The sequence below is a fragment of the Sphingomonas kyeonggiensis genome, from assembly GCF_014196745.1.
GTDB lineage: Bacteria > Pseudomonadota > Alphaproteobacteria > Sphingomonadales > Sphingomonadaceae > Sphingomonas > Sphingomonas kyeonggiensis.
Genome location: NZ_JACIEH010000002.1, coordinates 1424168 through 1442966 on the forward strand (window position 1 = coordinate 1424168; position 18799 = coordinate 1442966).

Sequence of the window (18799 nt, forward strand, 5' to 3'; positions counted from 1 at the left end):
GCCTTCCGCGAAGCCAACCATAAAGCAGGAAAATCTGATGAAACGGATGCAATCTGGCCGCTCGCGCGGCCGGAATGGGCAGCGCTTTGCCCTGTCGGTCACTACCTTTCTTACGAACGTGCTGGCGATCCCAGCCTTCGCACAGTCCGCGCACCCTAATCTCGATGCCAATGGTGTCGACGTCACGACTGACAGGTACGTCCTGCAGTTGCCGATTGCATCGATCGGCTCTGGCCAGGCGGAACTTCCGCTGCTTGCGCTCGACGGACAGTACACCAACTGGTCGAATATCTATCTGAACGTGACGCCGGTCGGAGGGACCACACGCTACAGCGTGGTTGATGGGCAGCGCTTCGACAATTTCAACGGCGCCGGTTCGTCGTCGGTTTATGGCAGCGGTTCGACGATTTCCAGTGACGGCACCACTTATCGGACCTCAGACGGAGTCGAGATCGTCTTTGGCAACCCCGCCGGCACCTATGGCGGCAAATCGAATTTGTGCGACGTAAACAACCCGACCAATTGTATCCTGCTACCGATTTCGATCACCGGGAAGACGGGCATGACAGTCAATTTTGACTGGGAGATCTTCGCGGACTGCTCGGATGTTCCAATCGGGTCAGAAACAGGCCCCGATTGCCAGTTCTCCTGGCGCCTGACCTCGGTGAGCAACTATGCTGGCTATTCGATCGGCTGGACCTATGGGCTTAGCAGTGGCGCGGGTACGCCCGGTTGGTATCATCCGCTCACCGCCGCTTTGAGGAAAGGCACGACGACAGTCAGTACGGTCAGCTACGCCAATCCCTCCCCCGGCGTCTACACGATCACCAAGCCAGGCGGCGGCGCTTGGCGGATTACCGGCAGTATAGGCAACATCACCGGCGTGCGGCGCCCCGGTGCCGCAAGCGATACCACCACGGTCACATATTCGGGCGGTGCGGTCTCGTCGGTGACCATTGATGGGATCGTGACCGGTTACAGCCGAAGCGTCTCCGGCTCCACAGCAACCATGGTAGTGACCGACGCCCAGTCGCATTCGACGACCCTTGTATCGGACCTTGCCAAGTACCGAGTCACGTCCATCACCAATGCGCTCGGCAAGACGACGAGTACGGCCTATGATAGCCTGAGCCGCCCCACGGAGATAACCAATCCTGAAGGCGACAAGGTTCAGTACACCTATGACAGTCGCAGCAATGTCACCGAAGTGCGGCGTAAGGCAAAGCCCGGATCCGGGCTTTCCGACATTGTGACCAGCTCGACCTTTGCGCCGAACTGCACGTCCACACCTTGGTGCAACAGTCCCGACACGACCACCGACGAACGCGGCAACCAGACAGAGTATGCCTATGATGGCATTACCGGGCTTCTAACCAGCGTCTCGCGTCCGGCGGCGACGAGCGGCGCCAACCATCCGCAGACACGCTACAGCTACATGACCAACAGCGCCGGCATCGCACTGCTGACCATGATTTCCGAGTGCCGGAACGGCACGCCGCCTAGCTGTATCGGCACAGCGGACGAAGTGAAGACCACGATTGCCTATGATGGCGCACTCAACGTTACCAGCGTCGTGAAGGGCGCAGGCGACAGCTCGCTGAGCGCGACGTCCACTGCAACCTATGATGCCGCCGGCAATTTGGTGACAGCGGACGGTCCGCTTCCCGGAGGCGAAGATACGGTCACGTATCGCTATGATGCCGATCGGCTGCGGGTCGGCGCCATTTCGCCTGATCCGGACGGCATCGGCGCGCGCAAGCGGCAGGCGGTGAAAGCGACCTACACGCCCAACGGTCAGCTCGGTGCGGTTGAGGTCGGCACTGTAGTCGGCACGGCTGATACCGACTGGGCCACATTCGTGTCCGTTCAGCAGTCGACGGCAAGCTATGACGCAAACGCCCGCAAGATCCGCGAGGTGCTTACGGCGGGCGGCACCGTCTACGGCGTCAGCGAATATAGCTATGATGCGCTTGGCCGCCCAGACTGCACAGCGACACGGATGAACAGCGCCGCTTGGGGAGCGTCGCTGGCCGCCTGCACACCGGCAACCACGGGCAGTGCCGGCTCGGACCGGATCACTAGGAACAACTATGACCCGACGGGCCGCAAGTCGAAGGTGCAAACTGCATATGGCACTACCGACCAGGCTGACGAGGCGACAACATCGTACACCGATAACGGCAAGGTGGCGAGCGTTACCGATGGAGAGGGCAACAAGACCAGCTACGAATATGACGGATTCGATCGGCTCTCGAAGACCTATTATCCGGTGCCCGCGCAGGGCGCGGCGACGAGTTCGGCGAGCGATTATGAGCAGCTGGGCTATGATGCTGCGAGCAACGTCACTTCGCGCCGCCTGCGGGATGGTCAGACGATCACCTATGGCTATGACAACCTCAGTCGTGTCACCAGTAAGGTGACGTCTGGGAGCGCCTATCTCGATTGGGATGTGGCCTATGGCTATGACCTGCTCGGACGGGTGACCAGCGCTACGGGCGATGGGTGGGCGGTGAATGCTCTGGGCTATGACGCGCTCGGGCGCGTGGTAACCGAGCAGAATTACAATGCCACCACCTATCACGTTTATGACTTGGCCGGCCGCCAGACCCGGCTGACCTGGAGCGACGGCTTCTATGTCGATTACGACTATAGCGTGACCGGCGAGGTCACCGCGATCCGTGAGAATGGCGCGACTTCAGGCGCAGGTGTGCTGGCAACCTATGGCTATGACGATCTTGGTCGTCGAGCGAGCGTGACGCGGGGCAATGGAACGACGACGAGCTATAGCTATAGTGGCGTGTCACAGCTCGCCTCGCTGACCCAGGATTTGGGTGGCAGCGCCTATGATTTCACGAATAATTTCAGTTATAATCCGGCGGGGCAGATCACGTCGCTGACGCACTCGAACGATGCCTATGCCTGGGGCGGGCACTACAATGTCGATCGTCCCTATTCGGTCAACGGCCTCAACCAGATGACGGCCGCTGGCGCTACCAGTCTTGGCTACGATGGGCGCGGCAACCTGACCAGTTCGGGAAGCGCCAACTATGGCTACACAGCCGAGAACCGGCTGGCCTCCGCGCCTGGTGCAATAATGGTTTATGAGCCAGGCGGCGGGCAATTGCTTCAGTACGCCACCAATGAGGACACGCGCTTCGCTTGGTCAGGTAGCCAGATGATCTCCGAGATTAATGTTCCGAGCCTGGCAATCACCAAGCGCTACGTGCCGGGTCCTGGCGTCGATGAAACCGTGGTGTGGTATGAGGGCTCGGGTACAAGCGATCGGCGCTGGCTCCATGCGGACGAGCGTGGTTCGGTGGTGGCCGTGACCGACGGTTCGGGCAACGCGATCGGCATCAACCGCTATGACGAATATGGCATCCCCGCTGCGAGCAATATTGGACGCTTCCAATATACTGGGCAGGCATGGATGCCCGAGCTCGGACTCTATTACTACAAGGCGCGTGTCTACTCATCGACTTTAGGTAGATTTATGCAGCCCGATCCAATCGGATACGAATCGGGTATGAACCTTTACAATTATGTGAACGGAGACCCGATCAATCTTACTGATCCCAGCGGCCTTTTGTTTTGCCGCACGCAGTACTATGCGAGCGCTTCCACGCTTGAAGGATATCCGGGAGCGACGCTCGCGACGAGCAAATGTGAATATGGCTCAAGCGATTTTATCTTACCCAGAGAAATTGGTCTTGAGGTTGGCGGTGGCGGTGGCGGTGGGGACTCGCAGGATCACTCAAAAGGCGATCCTCCCCCTGACAAACGTTTAGGAAGAGCGCTGCGATTGCATTTATGCCTCTCCGCCGTAGGAATAGGCTCCCTGAAGGAATTAGTCAGTTGGACTAATTTGGTTGGCACTGGAGGAAGCACTGCCTTCGAATATTCTAAGGGCGCAACCGCGGCGAGAGGCGGATTCACAACTGGTGGCGGGTTTAACGCAGTAAGATCATCGAGCTTAGGCCTGCTTGTATCATCCGGAATAACCATGATTATTGGCGGGTATAATGGATATCAAAACAGCGAAATCTGCAAAAAAGCCAACTGAAATTATTGCCAATATAATCAGTTCTGCAATCTGCATAGCTTGCTTTATATTGGCCAGAAGGTTTGGACTTTCATTAATTATTTCTATTTTTATTGCAGTTGCAGTTGGCTTTTTGCTTGGGCTGATATTTTCCTTCAGTCAAAGGCTGCGCATGTCCAATCGCAATGATTCGTGACATGGCGCCTCCTATGGCGAAGAAGCTTGGTTCGCCCGAAAAGGTGCCGCCCAACACGCGATGTGAGCTGGGCATGTAGCAAATTGCGATTCACATCATAGTCGAACCGAGCCGCCGCCCGATCTCTCCCGGATCGGGCGGCGGCACCTCGGGATGGCGGCCACGTCGTCGCGCGTGGCCGTCTCGATGCCGCAAAACTTGTGATTCCGCCCATCGGCGCAGTCGTCAGGGCTCTAAACACCGCACCACGCTAGCAGCCGTGCCGGGCGAGCTCTGCATCGTCGCGAATGTCAGCCTTCGCATGCGACTCCAATAATGGCCGCTTGAGCAGAAGACTGGCTGATACCGGACTGGCAGCTAACCACCCATCTCGGACATTCAGCGGCCCGTTTCCGTTGGCTCAACGCAAACGGCGGCTATTGGGTGGAAAGCAGAATAGCAGATTTGCCTTTCGCTAGCCGAAAAAGCTGCGATCAAACGGCGCCCGTGAGCTACTTATCTCACCGCGATGCACCTTCTCCTTTGCTGGTTATTGGCACCGTAGGCGGAGATGCGGTCGCTGGCGCCCCCAAGAAGATCTTTGTCGAGTATGGTGATGACCTCGACTGCTTATGAATTGCCTTCTCTGTGAACGCTTGCAAGGGAGGTAGTTAACTGGCGAGCCGGTAAGGGAAATTTCCGGATACATCTATTTTCGATCTTTTGGACGTCAAAGATAACCATTTGAGACGTGACTGCGAATTTGCAATTCGGTAATCTGTTATAATGCCGCCTATTTCACCCACCGGCGCCACCACGGTTGACCGCCGGGCTCCTGATGCAGATTTGCTAGCGGCATTTGTGGAGAAGGTCGCAGACCGGGCATTGATCCTGTTCGACGCGAGTGGCCGGGTGACGGGGTGGAACAGCGGCGCGGAACTGCTGACCGGCCTGCCGAGAGGCGCTGCGCTGGGTCGGGACCGGGCCTTTCTCTACAGCAAGGAAGATCGCGAAACCGGCAAGCCCGCGCGCGATCTTGCTGAAGCGGCGCAAAGCGGTGGTCGGCGCGAGGAAGTGCACCGCGCCCGCAGCGACGGCTCGGAATTCCTCGCCGATGTGTCGCTTACCGCGCTGCGCGGCGAAGACGGCGCTTTGTTGGGCTTTGGAGAGGTCTTCCACGATATTTCCGAGCACAGGGCCGCCGAGGCCGCTGAACGCAAGGATGCCGAGCAGGCCCTGCAACGCAGCGCGCTACATCTGCGCTCCATCCTTGCCACCGTGCCCGATGCGATGATCGTGATCGACCAAGTCGGCACCATCCTGTCGTTCAGCGCCGCCGCCGAGCGGCTGTTCGGCTACACTGAAAGCGAAGTCATCGGCCGCAATGTCAAGATGCTGATGCCGCAGCCCGATCAGTCGCGGCATGACAGCTATCTGGAGCGCTACAGGACGACGGGCGAACGCCGGGTCATCGGCAATGGGCGCATCGTTGTAGGGCAGCGACGCGACGGCACCGATTTTCCGATGGAGCTAGCGGTCGGCGAGGCCCGGTCCGAAGGCCATCGCATCTTCACCGGCTTCATCCGCGACCTGACGGAAAAGCAGCGTGCCGAACTCAGGTTGGAAGAACTCCAGTCCGAGTTGATCCACGTCTCGCGCTTGTCGGCGATGGGCACCATGGCATCGACCCTCGCGCATGAACTCAACCAGCCTCTGACCGCGATCGCCAACTATCTCGAGGCCAGTCGGGCATTGATCGATCGAGACGCAGCGCAGTACAAGGATATGCTGCGAGAGGCGGTAGATGAATCCTCGAAGGAAGCGCTGCGCGCCGGATCCATAGTCCGCCGCCTCCGCGACTTCGTCGCGCGCGGCGACGTGGAAAAGCATGTCGAGAATCTGCCCAAGCTGATCGACGAGGCCAGCCGCCTCGCGCTGATCGGGGCGAAGGAGCGCGGCGTGAGCGCATCCTTCGCCATCGACGAACGCGCCGACAGTGTCCTGGTCGATCGCATCCAGATCCAGCAGGTGCTGGTCAACCTGATCCGCAACGCGATCGAAGCGATGGCGGAGAGCGATATACGCGAGTTATCCATCACAACCCATGCCGCGCCGAAGGGCATGGTCCGGGTCTCGGTCGCGGATAGCGGCACCGGGATTGCGCGTGAAGTGATGCCGCAACTCTTCCAGGCGTTCACCAGCACCAAGGATCGCGGGATGGGACTGGGGCTATCCATCTGCCGCACCATCGTCGAAGCGCATGGCGGCCGCATCTGGGTCGAGGCTCGTCAGGGCAGCGGCACCATCTTTCATTTCACCTTGATGGAAGCGAGGACTGAACTCGAATGAAGAATGGACGCGTCGTCCATCTCGTCGACGACGAGGATTCGGTGCGGCGCGGCATCCGCTTCCTGCTGCGCACCGAGGGTTTCGAGGTGGAGACCTATGAGACCGGCGTCGAGTTCCTGAGCAGGGTGCATGAGATCGAAGCAGGTTGCGTCCTGCTTGATGTACGCATGCCCGAGATGGATGGCCTTGCTGTGCAGCGATCGCTGAAGGAGCGCCGGATAACGATGCCGGTTATCGTGATGACGGGTCATGGCGACATCACTACCGCGGTGGCCGCGATGCGGAACGGCGCGGTCGATTTCATCGAAAAACCATTCGAAAAAGCCGTGCTGCTCGCAGGCATCGATGCCGCCTTCCACCGCCTGGATCCGTCGGCATCCCGTTCCTCGCCGCAGGAAGCGGCGCGAGCGCGCCTGATCGCGCTCACCCCACGCGAACTCGCCGTGCTGCGCGGCTTGGTGCGCGGCCTCCCCAACAAGACAATCGCCTATGACTTGGGCATTTCTCCGCGCACGGTGGAACTGCACCGCGCCAACCTGATGAGCAAGCTCGACGCCCGCAGTCTTTCCGACGCTTTGCGCGTGGCCTTCGCAGCGGGTATCGAAGACGATACCGAAGCGACATAGATGCGCCTAACCTCGGAGGTTTCCGGAAGGACGACGACGCGAATTTCCGGCATGGCCTTTTCATGCCCACTGCATCTCCTCCGCATCGCCGCATATTGCTGCTCGAGAACGATGAAGCTGTGCGCCGTTCCCTGGCGATGCTCTTGAAAATCAGTGACTTCGAGGTGCGCGGCTACGATCGTATCGCATCTCTCATTGCCGATCCCATGATTACCCAGGCGGAATGGATCATTGCAGGCGATTCGGTGTCCGACGGTACTGCGATCGAGGCCCTTGCCGCGTTGCGCGAGCGCGGCTGGTTCGGGCGGGCAGCGCTGATGACGGCGACCCATTCCGTCGAATTCGAACATGCAGCTCGCGCATGCGGCTACGGGACAGTGCTGGCCAAACCAATTCTGCAGCGGGAATTGCTCCACCTGCTGACCGATGGTGACCGGATGCCTATTGCGGCCGGCATTGCGCCGCCCCGACAATCACAGCCCGCGTCACGAGTCTGAATCGGGATATCCACCTGCGATCAGGTTGAACTGCGGCGTTGCTGTTTCGCCACAGGGGGCTCACAGTCCTCGCCTGTCCGCACGCGACAGCTTCAAGCGCTGGCATCGCCCGTCAAGCCACATCCCCGACAAGTGGCGATCGATCCCGCTGCCCCCCCCGGGCCGCCGGATAACCGCATCTCGCGGCTCAGCTTGATAGCCACCGCTGCCAAGAGACTGCTTTCAAATGGCCCCGATCCTTGTGGAGCGGTGATAGGGGCTTCTCCGCGCGGAAAGAGATAGCGCTAACAGATGTTAGATATGATAAGTATTGATCTATTCAATACCAGTTGCGCTTCCCCTCCGGATAAATGCGATCCGCACTATCTCTGGCTACCGACCTTCACATTGCCATGATTGTATAAGGGCAAGGGAGGCTTGAATGCTCGACACACATGATGCTCGCTTGCTGGTCGTAGACGACTCGCGAATGATACGCCGTATCGTCGTCGGCATGATCCACGAATTCGGCATAGCCCAGGTCGATCAGGCAGGCGACGGCAACGAAGCGCTCGAGATGCTGCGTCGCCGTCGCTACGATCTCGTCATCTCCGATTGGTGGATGGAGCCGGTCAGCGGCTTCGAGTTGCTCCTCGCCGTTCGCCTCGACCCTGCGCTGGCCAAAATACCTTTCCTGATGATCACCGCCGAGCGCGATTTCGGCGAAGTCATCAACGCCAAGAGCGCGGGCGCCACGGACTATCTGTTGAAGCCGTTCACCACCGAGACCCTGAACCGCAAGCTCACGCGCTTCGTCTCGAGCGACGCCCAGAACCTGGCGGTATTGCCGGCAGCGGCACGTCGCGTGGGATGGCGCGAGGACGCCGACGAGATTTTCTGACACAAACTGGAAACAATTCGAATTCGCCCCCTATAAACTGAAGAGCTGCAGCGCGCCGACGCGAGAGGGGGGCAGCATCCACACAAACAATAGTGAGAGGCACCCATGCTCTGGTTTCGCGAAAAGGCCCCGATCAGACAGAAGACGCTGGTCGCATTCGGCTCGCTCGTCGCGCTCATCGCCTTCCTCGGATTGGCAGCGCTGGCGCGAGGCGACTTCGTCATGGCTGGTCTTGGCGTCGGCGCTGCGCTGGTTGCCGCGACGATGTCGGCGAGCTACCGCAAAGCGATCTGCGATCCCTATGTGAACACGGTGGTTCGCATGGAGGGGCTTGCCGCAGGCGACCTGACCAGCCCCATCGCCTATACGAACCATGAAGACTGTGTCGGGCGGATGACGCGCGCCATGTTCACCTTTCGTGACATCGCCGAGAAGCAGATGCGCGACGCCCAGGAGCAGGCGCAGATCGTCGAAATCGTCGGGGAAAGCCTGGCACGGCTCAGCACCGGCAATCTGACGGGTGAGATCGTCGCGGACTTCCCTGCGGCCTATGCCAGCCTCAAGACCAACTTCAATTCCGCGCTCGGGAGCATGCGCTCGCTGATCGGAACGGTGCTCGAGAACGCGCAGACGATCCGGACCGGCTCCGGCGAGATCGCGCAGGCCTCGGAAGACCTGGCGCGGCGGACCGAGGCAAATGCCGCCAGCCTGCAGGAAACCTCGGCGTCCGTGACGCAGATGGACGAACGCCTCAAGGAAAGCGCCGGTGCGGCAGCCCGGACGCTGGTCCGCGCCGATGATGCGATCGCGACGGTGTCAACTGGGCGCAGCACCGCAGACGAAGCCGTACAGGCAATGAACCGGGTCAGCGAGAGCGCAAAGGGTATCGACAGCGTGATCGAAGGCCTCGACAAGATCGCGTTCCAGACCCGCGTGCTCGCCATGAACGCCGCCGTCGAAGCGGGCCGCGCCGGCGAGGCCGGGCGGGGCTTCGCCGTGGTTGCCGATCTTGTCTCAGCGCTCGCCATGCGCGCAGAAGAAGAAGCGGGCCGCGCCCGCGAGCAACTGACAGCGACTCAGACCGATATCCTGGCCGCGGTCGACATGGTCCAGAAGGTCGATACCGCGCTGGTCGATATTTCCCAGAATGTCGAAGAGGTGCATGACCTGTTGGGCTGCATGGCGAACGACAACCAGGCGCAGTCGGCTGCCATCACGCAGATCAATGTCGCCATTGGCGAAATGGACCAGGCTACGCAGCAGAATGCCGCCATGGTCGAGCAAACCTCGGCAGCCGCCCGCAACCTGAGCGGACAAGTGGTCCTCCTTGCGGAACAGGCCGGCAGGTTCGAGATCGGAACTCCGAAGGCGGGGTCTGCCCATGCTGCGGAAGCCTCTGCGTCGTCGGCAATGCGTGGACTGTATGCGCGTCCACGCCCAACTCACCACCGAGCGGTAGCCAGTCATGCTCAGAATCATGATCGGGTAGCTTCGTGACGGAAACGTAGCGGAATACGGCTCGCTACTCCCGCGCACATTCAGATAGTCGCGGTCTGCGGTCGGGGTAAGTGGCGAGCCGATCATTGTGGAGCGTGAAGTGGACATACCTCTCGCCGACAATATCCTCTGGGGGCGCATAATCTCGGGCATCTCCAACCCGGACATAAGGACCCTGGCCACCCGGCTGCTCATCACCCGACTACGGATATCCGTAAGAAATCGGGAGACGAGCCTACCGGATGCTGTCGCGGAGTTGCACAGCTTCTTCCTTAACAACAAATTTGCGCTTCGCGACCTTGCCGCAATTACGGGTGCCTGATCCATGAAGAATGCGTTTCTCACCGTCGAGGCGACCGAGGCTCTAATCACCTCCGGCGCCACGCTCTTCATATCAGGCCCAGAAAGCCTGCTACGCCGGTTGCCGCGCGGGAAATGGACCGGTGCCACGACGGTCTATTTCATCCTTGAGGACGGCGGAGCTTCACGAGAGGATCGGTTGTTTTGCACCCATTTTGACGAAGCTGCGGCGGTTCGCACCGCCATCCTATCGGGCGATGAACTCGCCGGGCTGGTCGAGCGTCGCTACGAGCACGGCATTACCTGTGTCGTGGTGCCCGCTTTCAGCGCCACGCTGCAGCGCTACGCCGCCGAGGGACCCCGCCTTTCCGGTCTCTACAACCAACCGGTTTTCGGCTGGGTCGCCGGCGTTCATCTGGATCGCGTCGGCATAGATAGCGCTAAGGTATTTGATGGTGTGACCGGCACAATTTCCGAAGATGGTCTGGCGGCGCTGTGGATCGCGCTCCCCGACACGATCGAAGCCGATCTCAACATCGTCAATCTGTTCACCGCCGGCGAGGGGAGCGAGTTCAGTTTCGCTGACGGCGGCTTCGAGATAGCGGACTGCCTGATCGATGGAACTCCCGCCAATCTGGCCTGCCATATCGTCGAACAGGGGCTCGATACCAGGCTGCCACTTGTCGCCGACTATGCCGGAGCGATGATCAATGTCTCGTTCCAAACGGTCGATGCAGATAATGGCAAGGTTCATTTTTACGCGCCAGTCGTGCCAGGCGTGACCTATCGCCAGGCAAGCCCCGTCGCCGATTATGCCTCAACTTATGCTGAAGCAGCGAACGGCAGAAGCGCCGAGGGCATGCTATCCTGCAACTGCATCCTCAACTATCTCTATGCAGGCCTTGAGGGACGCTCGACAGGCGGCTTTGTCGGGCCGGTCACCTTTGGTGAATTCGCTTACATCTTGCTGAACCAAACCCTATCCTGCCTTTCACTCCAAGAAGCGCCGACTGGAGGGGACCATGCCCATAGAAGTTGAAGAGCAGGCGAAGGCAAAGAACGGATTGTTCGTGTACGTCATTCCGCCGATCGATCTTTGGTTTGGCTGGAAGAACCTCGCTAAAGTTCGCGCGGACGGGCATTTCCCCGACGAAGGAATGAGTTCTATCCGGCACAACCAGAGGAAAAAGGCGTGGCGGATCGAAACCGATCGTCTCCTTTTCGAAGGGCGGAAGTGGGCTCAACAGAATCTCGACTATGCCGGGGACATCGAGCGCGGGCCATTTTTGAGTTTTCTGCCGGGGAAGGCGGAGATCGTGCCGCTGGTCGCCTGGGAAAGTGTCGATCGAGAATTGGTGTTTGTCGCCTCTCCGGTGCCCCTTCCTCATCTGGATGAGCTGCAGAAAGAGGTCGCGGAAGTTCGTGCGGCACCGCCAGCTCAGAAGGACAACAGCCCGTTCGGCCGGTCACCTTTTCCCCGCGAGGAATGACGTGTTCCCGCAGGCCTCGTTTGATTGGCACCAAGCAGTCTGAACGTCCGAAATTGAGGCACATTCCCGACCGGCGAGTTGCTCTAAGAGCTGCCAAGCTGCTGTTGGGCCGTTTGCAGCCTGACCGCTTTTGGATCGGCCGTCTCACCGCTGAGCGGCCTCTAGTGGGTGGCTTTCAGACCGACAGCTTTTTGAGAGCGGGAATTGCAATAGCTGTCCGTAGGCGTCGCCGGCCGCGAATGACCGCTAACGACCCGGTTTGCGCTATCCGATGCCAGCTTCCAGGCACGCGATGACAGCAAACACCGGATCCTCGCCGCACGCCTCGAGCAACCGATCAAGATGATTTCAAAGGAGGTCGCTCCTTACCTGCCTTTGGAGCAGCAAGCATCTCTTACAAACCTGCGAGCCACTCCCCATATTGGCGTTATCGCGCGCCCTGCCTGAGCACCCGCGCGACTGAGAGACCTCGTGCTCCCGCTTCGTGGGACACCGCGCATGGACATCAACTATATTCTTCGTCGGGAGCAGATCTCCCTTTACAACGCGTCGGTGGCGAAGTCTGCGTCAGCGCGGATAGCCCATGAAGGTTTGGCCAGAGAGTATGGCCGCCTGTTGGAAGGAAGCACCTTCCCCCACCACAATCCGCTCAAGCTACGGTTTAGGCCCGTGCCCGCCGACGACGCAGGTCGATGGGACGACGACGGGGGAACTATATCCTCGAAGTGAACGGCATGAGGATGGGCCTTGACGGCGGAGCGGGGCAGAAACCGCGCCCGATGTCCGCAAACGACCGGACCAGGTTATTCGCCGGCCATTAGGTGTTCCCTGCAGGCTGCCGGGAATGGCGAATTGATCTCGGACAACCCGGATCGGTGGCATGCAGGCATCCCGCGCTTCGAAACTGCAAGCGACAGGTTACGGAGAGATCCGGTACTCTCGCTTGCCGCAATGGAGCGGCCCGATGACAGTTCAAACATTCCGCGCGTCCGATTGGACCCAGACGGCAGTTGAGTTTGCAACCAGAGCCTTTCGCAGAGATCCGTTCAGGTGGACAAGAACGCGGCGGCGGGAGCTTCACGATGCCATCGATGCATGGAGTCATGAGGGCGTGCGCGCACCGAAGTTAACGGCAGGACCTGCCCATTCCGAAGATTCGTGCGACGTTCCAGAATATCTGAATGATGTCGGCGCGAGCACAATTTGGATCGGTGCGCTCGCTTTTTCCTGCGTCGGCGCATCGCCGCCGAACGATCATCCGCACGTCTATCTGAACATCAAAGGTGCGCGAGATATCCCCTGTCCATATTGCTCAACCCATTTCTCATTTCGCGCAGGCCTTGGTCGGTGTGAGACCGATCCGCCGGGTTGCTATCGAAACATGCTGGGCAACAGTGCCAAATCGCAGTTGCCTCGCTAGATCCTGAGCGCATTCCCTTCTGATATCGCATGCGACGATTTCACCTGGAAACTAGCGGTGGGTTGGACCGCAGGATTGTGAGCTCGAGAGCAGTGACATTCGGACTGAACGTCCGACATTGGGGCGTTTGCCGCCTGTCGGCTTCCGGATCGGCCGTCTCACCGATGAACGGCCAGCTATTGGGTGGTTTCCTGCCTGGCTGGTTTGGGGAAGGCTGAAAGTGATAGCTGCCATGGCCTCGATCGCGGCGGCGTGGCAGCTATCGACCTACTTCTTGCCGTTCGCTCCCGCCCAGCGCGGCACCTTAGATCAGCCGTTAAATTGCCTGGACGGTTCCTGGATAGGGCCTGGCAGCACGGCGTTCTTTAGCTTTCCGACGGCCTAGGGAAGGCGCCGTCAGCGGGTCTGGGGAAGTCCAAGCAGGTTCCGACCAGCTGAGGCTTGCTCGCTTGCCGGCCGTCAGAGCAACTGCTGCTCAGCCGCGTGGAAGACGGTCCGAATCGTCGGCCGGAAGCCGAGACTGCGCGCGAGCGCGGTATCGACCTGCATGGCCCAGGGCTCGGCCAGCGGCCGGGCTGATGCCGTCATCTCGCCCCGGCTGAGTGCAATCAGGTCGAGCATCGATGCGGGGACGTCGTCCGCAATGTTGACGACATGTCCGTCGAATTTACCGTCGAGAGCCAGCACCATCGCCGTTGCGATATCGCGATGGTGGATCGTGCTCATCCGCATCGCGGGATGCCAATTCGCGGACAGTAGATGCGCGGGCAGCTCTTCGAGATGCCCATCGCCATCGCCGTAGACGAACGGGAACCGCACCACCGTCCAGGTCAGTCCGCTTTCGCATAACGCCCGTTCTGCGGCCACCTTGCTCGCCGGATAAGCCTGTGTCGGGGCGACGGCATCGCTCTCGCACCCTGGTCGCGCCTGGCTCTTGTCATAGACGTTGCTGGTGCTGGCGAGGATGAACCTGGCGTGCGGCGCGTGGGCGCTAGCCGCCGCCATCAGGTTACGCGCGCCATCGAAGTTACTCTTCCAGATCAGCGCCTCGTCCCCTGTGCGAAACACCGCAGCCAGGTGGATGATCGCGGTCACGCCCTCTACCGCCCGGGCAAGCGACTCGGTATCGAACAGGTCGCCTTCTACCGCATGCGCGCCGGCGGGCTTCGGTCTTCCGCCACGAACCATCGCCCGGCAATCATAACCTGCTTCGAGAAGGCGCTGAAGAAGACGCGAGCCTACAAGCCCGGTGGAACCGGTGATCAGGATAGTCATGGGACGCGTTCCCTCTTTGTGAAGGCGTCCAGCCGTTCCGTTGCGAGACGCAGCACACGTACGGCGGCTTCGATATCGGCGTCGCTGACACCGCCAAAGGCAGTCTCATTAATGACTGTGGAAAGCTCCGGAAGGGTGTCCCACAGCTCCATGCCGGTAACCGTCATGCGCAACAACTTGCGACGCTGGTCCGCCTCGTCGATAACCTGTTCAACCCATCCCTTGCGAACAAGTGCCCTGACAATGACCGTCAGCGTTGAGCGCTCGATCTGGAGAAGCCGCCCCAGATCGCGCTGCATGGTGGGGCCATGATGGACGAGCTGGTGGAGAATATACCACTGCGTCGATCCCAGCCCGGATGGCCGCAGCATGGCTTCCATCGCCGCGCGCGCCGCGAAATAACAGCGCTTCGCCCATGCTCCAGCTGCCCCATGATGATCTTCGATTATTCTGCTAGCCATCTAGCTAAAATGCTAGACAGCTAGCGGATTGTCAATCCGTCGGAGCTTGTTGCTGCGAGGGCTGCTGCTCGCCGCATTGTCGAACGGGATGCCGGCCTTATTCCTCGCGATCGCTTTGTTTGATCGCGATGCGCAGCACGCTGATGCCCGTGTCCGGGTCTTCGTCGATCGGTCCTTCGGGCGCCCGTCCGATGACGGCAACCTCATCCGCATACATCGCCTTCGGACTCTACTGACCGGCGGCAATTTCCAGGAAATCGACGGGAAGTCGATCGTGAGCATATTCGCCGCCTCACCCTGGCTGGAGCAGGTCTGAGATCGGGGATCGCGCGGATGCGCGACGCCGAGCTCAAGATCCTGGCGAGCGACGATCTCCTCAAGAGCGGCTGGGCCAGATTCACGCGCTGGCTCGACGAGCGGCTGGGCGTTCCAGACGCGCCTACATGATCGTTCGCGAGGGCCCGGACATCGATCGATTATCTCTAGATATTCGGATGGGCGGAATGACGAGCGGGCTAGCAGCCGGTCTCACTTTCAGATGGGTATTCTGATCTTCCCGGTGGGCCGATCCTTGGTCGAGTAATTCGAAGAGGGGAAGGCCTTCCCCTGACGTCGAACCCTGTGGTTTCGGCCTACCCCTTCAGCGGGGCCAGGCCCCGCAACGCCAGGCAAGAAGCGGAGCGGGGCTGAGGACGCACACTGCCGGTGCTGCGCACCGGACAGGGTGCGGCGCTTGATCGCGGCCCCGCGGCACTCCGGCGACGCGGACGGGCGGCGCGCCCGTTTTCGGCGCGGACGACCTGGCGCCCGTCCGTCGCTCGAAGCCCGGTTCGACGCCGCTGATCCGCCCGCTCTGCCGGTGAGCCCGCCTTTGTTGGGCGGCTGCGCCGCCGGGGAGATGCGGGCGCCGCTGGCGCGGCGGCGTTGTTCGTGTCGCTCCCGGAAGCGGGATGGTCGGCGCTCCCGTCTAGGCCCGCCGCGGGCGGCGGCAACCGGCGCTGCGCGCCGGTCCTCCACTTCGTTCCGGCCCTTCGGGTGCCTCCGTCCGCCTGGAGCGGGCCTCTCTGGTCGCTGTCGCCGCCCACCCCGCTTCCGGGGTGCGGTGTGCTTTGAGGACAGGGAGGCGGACGATGGCGACCAGAGGCAGGGGGGATCGTGACAGGGCCAGGTCGGACGGACAGGCCATCGAAGCCGCCAAGGCGCCGACACCGGTGGAGTTTGCGGCATGATCGTCCTGCCCGATGCGCTTCGCGCTGCGCTGCTCGCCAATGGTGCCGAGCGGCCCGCCGATCCGGTGCCGCTGCTCAAATTGTTCAACCCGCTGGGACCTGCGACCTGGCTGGCGACCGAGCTGGACGCGGATGGCGATACCTTGTTCGGCTTGGCCGATCTGGGGTTCGGCTGTCCCGAGCTGGGCAGTTTCAGCCTGCATGAAATCGGCGCGGTTCGCTTGCCTTTCGGGCTGGGCATCGAGCGCGACCGTCATTTCGAGGGTGGGTTCCCACTCTCGGTCTACGCCGAGGCCGCCCGCCAGAGCGGCAGCATCACCGAAAGCCCGCAGGCGCTGGAACACGCCGCCGCTGCGCTTCGCCAGCGCCGCCGAGACGATCCCGAGCTTCCGCCACGAGGCGGTTGACGCGCGCGCCCGTTTCGGCGCGCACATCCGGCTCCGTCTCCCCGGAACTGGCGACGGGGCCGGTCCACCACGGAAGGATGGACCCATGGAACTGACTCATATCCCGCTCGGCAAGCTCCGCATTGCCGCCGTCAACATGCGCGACGGCAAGAAGCCGCCCGACATCGCCGATATCCTGCCTTCGGTGTGCGCGCGCGGCGTGCTCGTCCCGCTGATCGTGCGGCCCTTGGCGGAGGCGCCCGATGCGGAGGCGCCCGACCTCTTCGAGATCGTCGCGGGGCGCCGCCGCTATTTTGCCGCGAGGACCCTCGCCGAAGAGACGGGCGCGGCGTGCGAACTACCTTGCACCGTGATCGCGCGGGGCGACGATGCCGCCGCGCTGGAGGCCTCGCTCATCGAGAATTTCGCGCGCGAGAATCCGCACGAGGCCGAGCTTTGGGCGAGCTTCACCAAGCTGGTCCGCGAGGGCCGGACTCCCGACGAACTGGCCGCGACCTTCGGCTTCACCGAGCGGCAGGTCGCCCAGATCCTCGCGCTCGGCAATCTCATGCCGCGTATCCGCGACCTCTACCGCGCCGAGAAGATCGACGTGGCGAGCGTCCGGTTCCTGACCATGGCGACCAAGGCGCAGCAGCGCGAATGGCTGGCGATCCTCGCCGACCCCGCGTGCCACGCGCCGAGCGGGCACCAGCTGCGCCAATGGCTGTTCGGCGGCCAGTCGATCTCGACCGAGCATGCGCTGTTCGACCTTGCCGGCTATCGCGGCACCATCGTCGCCGACCTGTTCGGGGGCCAGGGCTATTTCGCCGATAGCGGCCAGTTCTGGGAGGCGCAGCGCGTAGCGGTCGAGGAGAAGCGGCAGGCCTATCTCGCCGATGGCTGGGGCGAGGTGGTCGTGCTCGAGCCCGGCCAGCACTTCAACAGCTACGAACATCAGCGCACCCCCAAGCGCAAGGGCGGGCGGGTCTATATCGCGCTCAGCCCGCGCGGCGAGGTCGTGTTCCACGAAGGCTATCTGACCGGCAAGGAAGCCCGCAAGCGTGCCAAGGGCGAGGAAACGGGGACCGGCGAGCGGCCCGCGCGCCCCGAACTCACCATCGCGCTCGGCAATTATGTCGACCTGCACCGCCATGCGGCGGTGCGTGCCGCTTTGATCGACCGGCCCGCCGTCGCGCTGCGCCTGCTGCTCGCCCACGCGATCTCGGGCTCGCATCTGTTCCGGGTCAGCGCCGATCCGGCGCATGCCGCAAGCGATGCGATTGGCGCCAGCGTCGCGGCGAGCGAGGCGGCGGGCGTGTTCGCCTTGCGGCAACAGGCGGCGCGTGTCGTGCTCGGGTTCGAGGACAGCGAAGGCGCGATAGCCGGGGCGGGCGAGGGCGGCACCGCCGCGATCTTCGTGCGGCTGCTCGCGCTCGACGATGCGCAAATCCTTGCCATCCTCGGGTTGGTGATGGCCGAGGGCATGGCGTCGGGAAGCGCGGTGGTCGAGGCGGCCGGGCATCATCTCGGCCTGGGTTCGGCGGCGCATTTCATGCCCGACGACTGCCTGCTCGACCTGCTCAAGGACCGCGAGGTGCTGGTCGAAATGATCGGCGAGGTTGCCGGCGCGGAGGTCGCCAAGGCCTATGCGGGAGAGAAGATCGCGGTGCTGCGCGGCCTGTTGCGCGATTGCCTGTCGGGCGCCAATGGCCGGACCAAGGCTAAGGACTGGGCGCCGCGATGGCTGGCGTTCCCGCCTGCCCATTATACTGCGCGCGGCGGCGCCAATGCGGTGCGCAACTGGGAGCGGGTCGCCGCGTCGTTCGCGCCCCAGCCGGTCGTGGGCGGGGTCGATGGCGATGGCGGAGCGCCCGCGTCCGAGGGGCTGGCGCCGACCGGCGCCGGAGGCCCGACGGAGACAGAGCGGGAGCCCGCCGCACAGGCGGGCGAGGACGCATCCGAGCGCGATCTCGACCGGCTGGTTGCCTGAACCGAAGGGCGGGTGGCGGGCTGGCCGCCGCCCGCCTGGGCTCCGAAATTTCGCCGCGCACCGCCGCCCGCTGGGCGCCGGCGCGCGGCCTCTGTCATGCCGTCCTCGCCGCCCGAGCGCGGTGCCGAGCGTTCTCGCGCGTCATGATATGGTATGAGCGCGACGCATGTCGGGAGGGCGAC

The 18799-nt window shown here is 62.0% G+C and carries 14 protein-coding genes; 12 read left to right on the forward strand and 2 right to left on the reverse strand.

The features are described 5' to 3' along the window. The first annotated feature begins 37 nt into the window (after positions 1–37). The 9 genes from GGR46_RS14885 (at position 38) to GGR46_RS25920 (ending at position 13276) form a co-directional block, all read left to right on the forward strand. Positions 38–4063: an RHS repeat domain-containing protein gene (locus GGR46_RS14885; RefSeq protein ID WP_183998700.1), complete on the forward strand. Its 4026-nt coding sequence runs from the start codon at positions 38–40 to the stop codon at positions 4061–4063. Between the two features lie 940 nt (positions 4064–5003). After that, a complete protein-coding gene (locus tag GGR46_RS14890; RefSeq protein WP_183998701.1) occupies positions 5004–6566 on the forward strand; it encodes a PAS domain S-box protein in 1563 nt (520 codons plus the stop codon). Beyond that, complete coding sequence (locus GGR46_RS14895; protein WP_183998702.1) at positions 6563–7192, forward strand: response regulator transcription factor; 630 nt, start codon at positions 6563–6565, stop codon at positions 7190–7192. The genes GGR46_RS14890 and GGR46_RS14895 overlap by 4 nt, the downstream gene beginning before the upstream one ends. 95 nt (positions 7193–7287) lie before the next feature. Then, positions 7288–7689, forward strand: coding sequence for a response regulator transcription factor FixJ (locus GGR46_RS14900; RefSeq protein WP_183998703.1), 402 nt, complete (start codon positions 7288–7290; stop codon positions 7687–7689). Positions 7690–8110: 421 nt separating this feature from the next. Next, the gene (locus tag GGR46_RS14905; RefSeq protein ID WP_183998704.1) at positions 8111–8569 is read left to right on the forward strand and encodes a response regulator; all 459 of its coding nucleotides are present in this window, start codon (positions 8111–8113) and stop codon (positions 8567–8569) included. A 105-nt stretch (positions 8570–8674) separates the two neighbouring features. Further along, on the forward strand, positions 8675–10066 hold the full coding sequence (locus tag GGR46_RS14910) for a methyl-accepting chemotaxis protein (RefSeq protein WP_183998705.1): 1392 nt from the start codon (positions 8675–8677) through the stop codon (positions 10064–10066). Between the two features lie 325 nt (positions 10067–10391). Beyond that, the gene (locus tag GGR46_RS14915; RefSeq protein ID WP_183998706.1) at positions 10392–11405 is read left to right on the forward strand and encodes a DUF6976 family protein; all 1014 of its coding nucleotides are present in this window, start codon (positions 10392–10394) and stop codon (positions 11403–11405) included. Continuing rightward, positions 11389–11856, forward strand: coding sequence for a hypothetical protein (locus GGR46_RS14920; RefSeq protein ID WP_183998707.1), 468 nt, complete (start codon positions 11389–11391; stop codon positions 11854–11856). Before GGR46_RS14915 ends, GGR46_RS14920 begins: the two co-directional genes overlap by 17 nt. A 964-nt stretch (positions 11857–12820) precedes the next feature. Then, a complete protein-coding gene (locus GGR46_RS25920) occupies positions 12821–13276 on the forward strand; it encodes a zinc-finger domain-containing protein (protein WP_183998708.1) in 456 nt (151 codons plus the stop codon). Positions 13277–13735: 459 nt separating this feature from the next. On the opposite strand, the gene GGR46_RS14930 is transcribed toward GGR46_RS25920, so the two are convergent. Together GGR46_RS14930 and GGR46_RS14935 are read right to left on the reverse strand one after the other, a co-directional pair. Then, positions 13736–14551: an NAD-dependent epimerase/dehydratase family protein gene (locus tag GGR46_RS14930; RefSeq protein WP_183998709.1), complete on the reverse strand. Its 816-nt coding sequence runs from the start codon at positions 14549–14551 to the stop codon at positions 13736–13738. Further along, on the reverse strand, positions 14548–15012 hold the full coding sequence (locus GGR46_RS14935; RefSeq protein ID WP_183998710.1) for a MarR family winged helix-turn-helix transcriptional regulator: 465 nt from the start codon (positions 15010–15012) through the stop codon (positions 14548–14550). The genes GGR46_RS14930 and GGR46_RS14935 overlap by 4 nt, the downstream gene beginning before the upstream one ends. Positions 15013–15061: 49 nt before the next feature. On the opposite strand from GGR46_RS14935, the gene GGR46_RS14940 reads away from it, so the two are divergent. From GGR46_RS14940 to GGR46_RS14950, 3 genes are all read left to right on the forward strand, one after another. After that, positions 15062–15328 carry a hypothetical protein gene (locus GGR46_RS14940; RefSeq protein WP_183998711.1) on the forward strand — a complete coding sequence of 89 codons (267 nt, stop codon included), beginning with the start codon at positions 15062–15064 and terminating at the stop codon, positions 15326–15328. 909 nt (positions 15329–16237) lie between these two features. After that, positions 16238–16648, forward strand: a complete 411-nt coding sequence (locus GGR46_RS14945) for a DUF2958 domain-containing protein (protein WP_183998712.1) — start codon at positions 16238–16240, stop codon at positions 16646–16648. An 85-nt stretch (positions 16649–16733) separates the two neighbouring features. Beyond that, positions 16734–18617 (forward strand): ParB/RepB/Spo0J family partition protein, encoded by a 1884-nt coding sequence (locus tag GGR46_RS14950; RefSeq protein WP_183998713.1) that lies wholly within the window; start codon positions 16734–16736, stop codon positions 18615–18617. Positions 18618–18799: the final 182 nt, after the last annotated feature.

What these genes read in the sequence shown, in the direction of transcription:
- GGR46_RS14885 (WP_183998700.1), top strand. Translation starts at nt 38, where the DNA reads ATGAAACGGATGCAATCTGGCCGCTCGCGCGGCCGGAATGGGCAGCGC.
- GGR46_RS14890 (WP_183998701.1), top strand. Translation starts at nt 5,004, where the DNA reads ATGCCGCCTATTTCACCCACCGGCGCCACCACGGTTGACCGCCGGGCT.
- GGR46_RS14895 (WP_183998702.1), top strand. Translation starts at nt 6,563, where the DNA reads ATGAAGAATGGACGCGTCGTCCATCTCGTCGACGACGAGGATTCGGTG.
- GGR46_RS14905 (WP_183998704.1), top strand. Translation starts at nt 8,111, where the DNA reads ATGCTCGACACACATGATGCTCGCTTGCTGGTCGTAGACGACTCGCGA.
- GGR46_RS14910 (WP_183998705.1), top strand. Translation starts at nt 8,675, where the DNA reads ATGCTCTGGTTTCGCGAAAAGGCCCCGATCAGACAGAAGACGCTGGTC.
- GGR46_RS14915 (WP_183998706.1), top strand. Translation starts at nt 10,392, where the DNA reads ATGAAGAATGCGTTTCTCACCGTCGAGGCGACCGAGGCTCTAATCACC.
- GGR46_RS14920 (WP_183998707.1), top strand. Translation starts at nt 11,389, where the DNA reads ATGCCCATAGAAGTTGAAGAGCAGGCGAAGGCAAAGAACGGATTGTTC.
- GGR46_RS25920 (WP_183998708.1), top strand. Translation starts at nt 12,821, where the DNA reads ATGACAGTTCAAACATTCCGCGCGTCCGATTGGACCCAGACGGCAGTT.
- GGR46_RS14930 (WP_183998709.1), bottom strand. Translation starts at nt 14,551, where the DNA reads ATGACTATCCTGATCACCGGTTCCACCGGGCTTGTAGGCTCGCGTCTT.
- GGR46_RS14935 (WP_183998710.1), bottom strand. Translation starts at nt 15,012, where the DNA reads ATGGCTAGCAGAATAATCGAAGATCATCATGGGGCAGCTGGAGCATGG.
- GGR46_RS14945 (WP_183998712.1), top strand. Translation starts at nt 16,238, where the DNA reads ATGATCGTCCTGCCCGATGCGCTTCGCGCTGCGCTGCTCGCCAATGGT.
- GGR46_RS14950 (WP_183998713.1), top strand. Translation starts at nt 16,734, where the DNA reads ATGGAACTGACTCATATCCCGCTCGGCAAGCTCCGCATTGCCGCCGTC.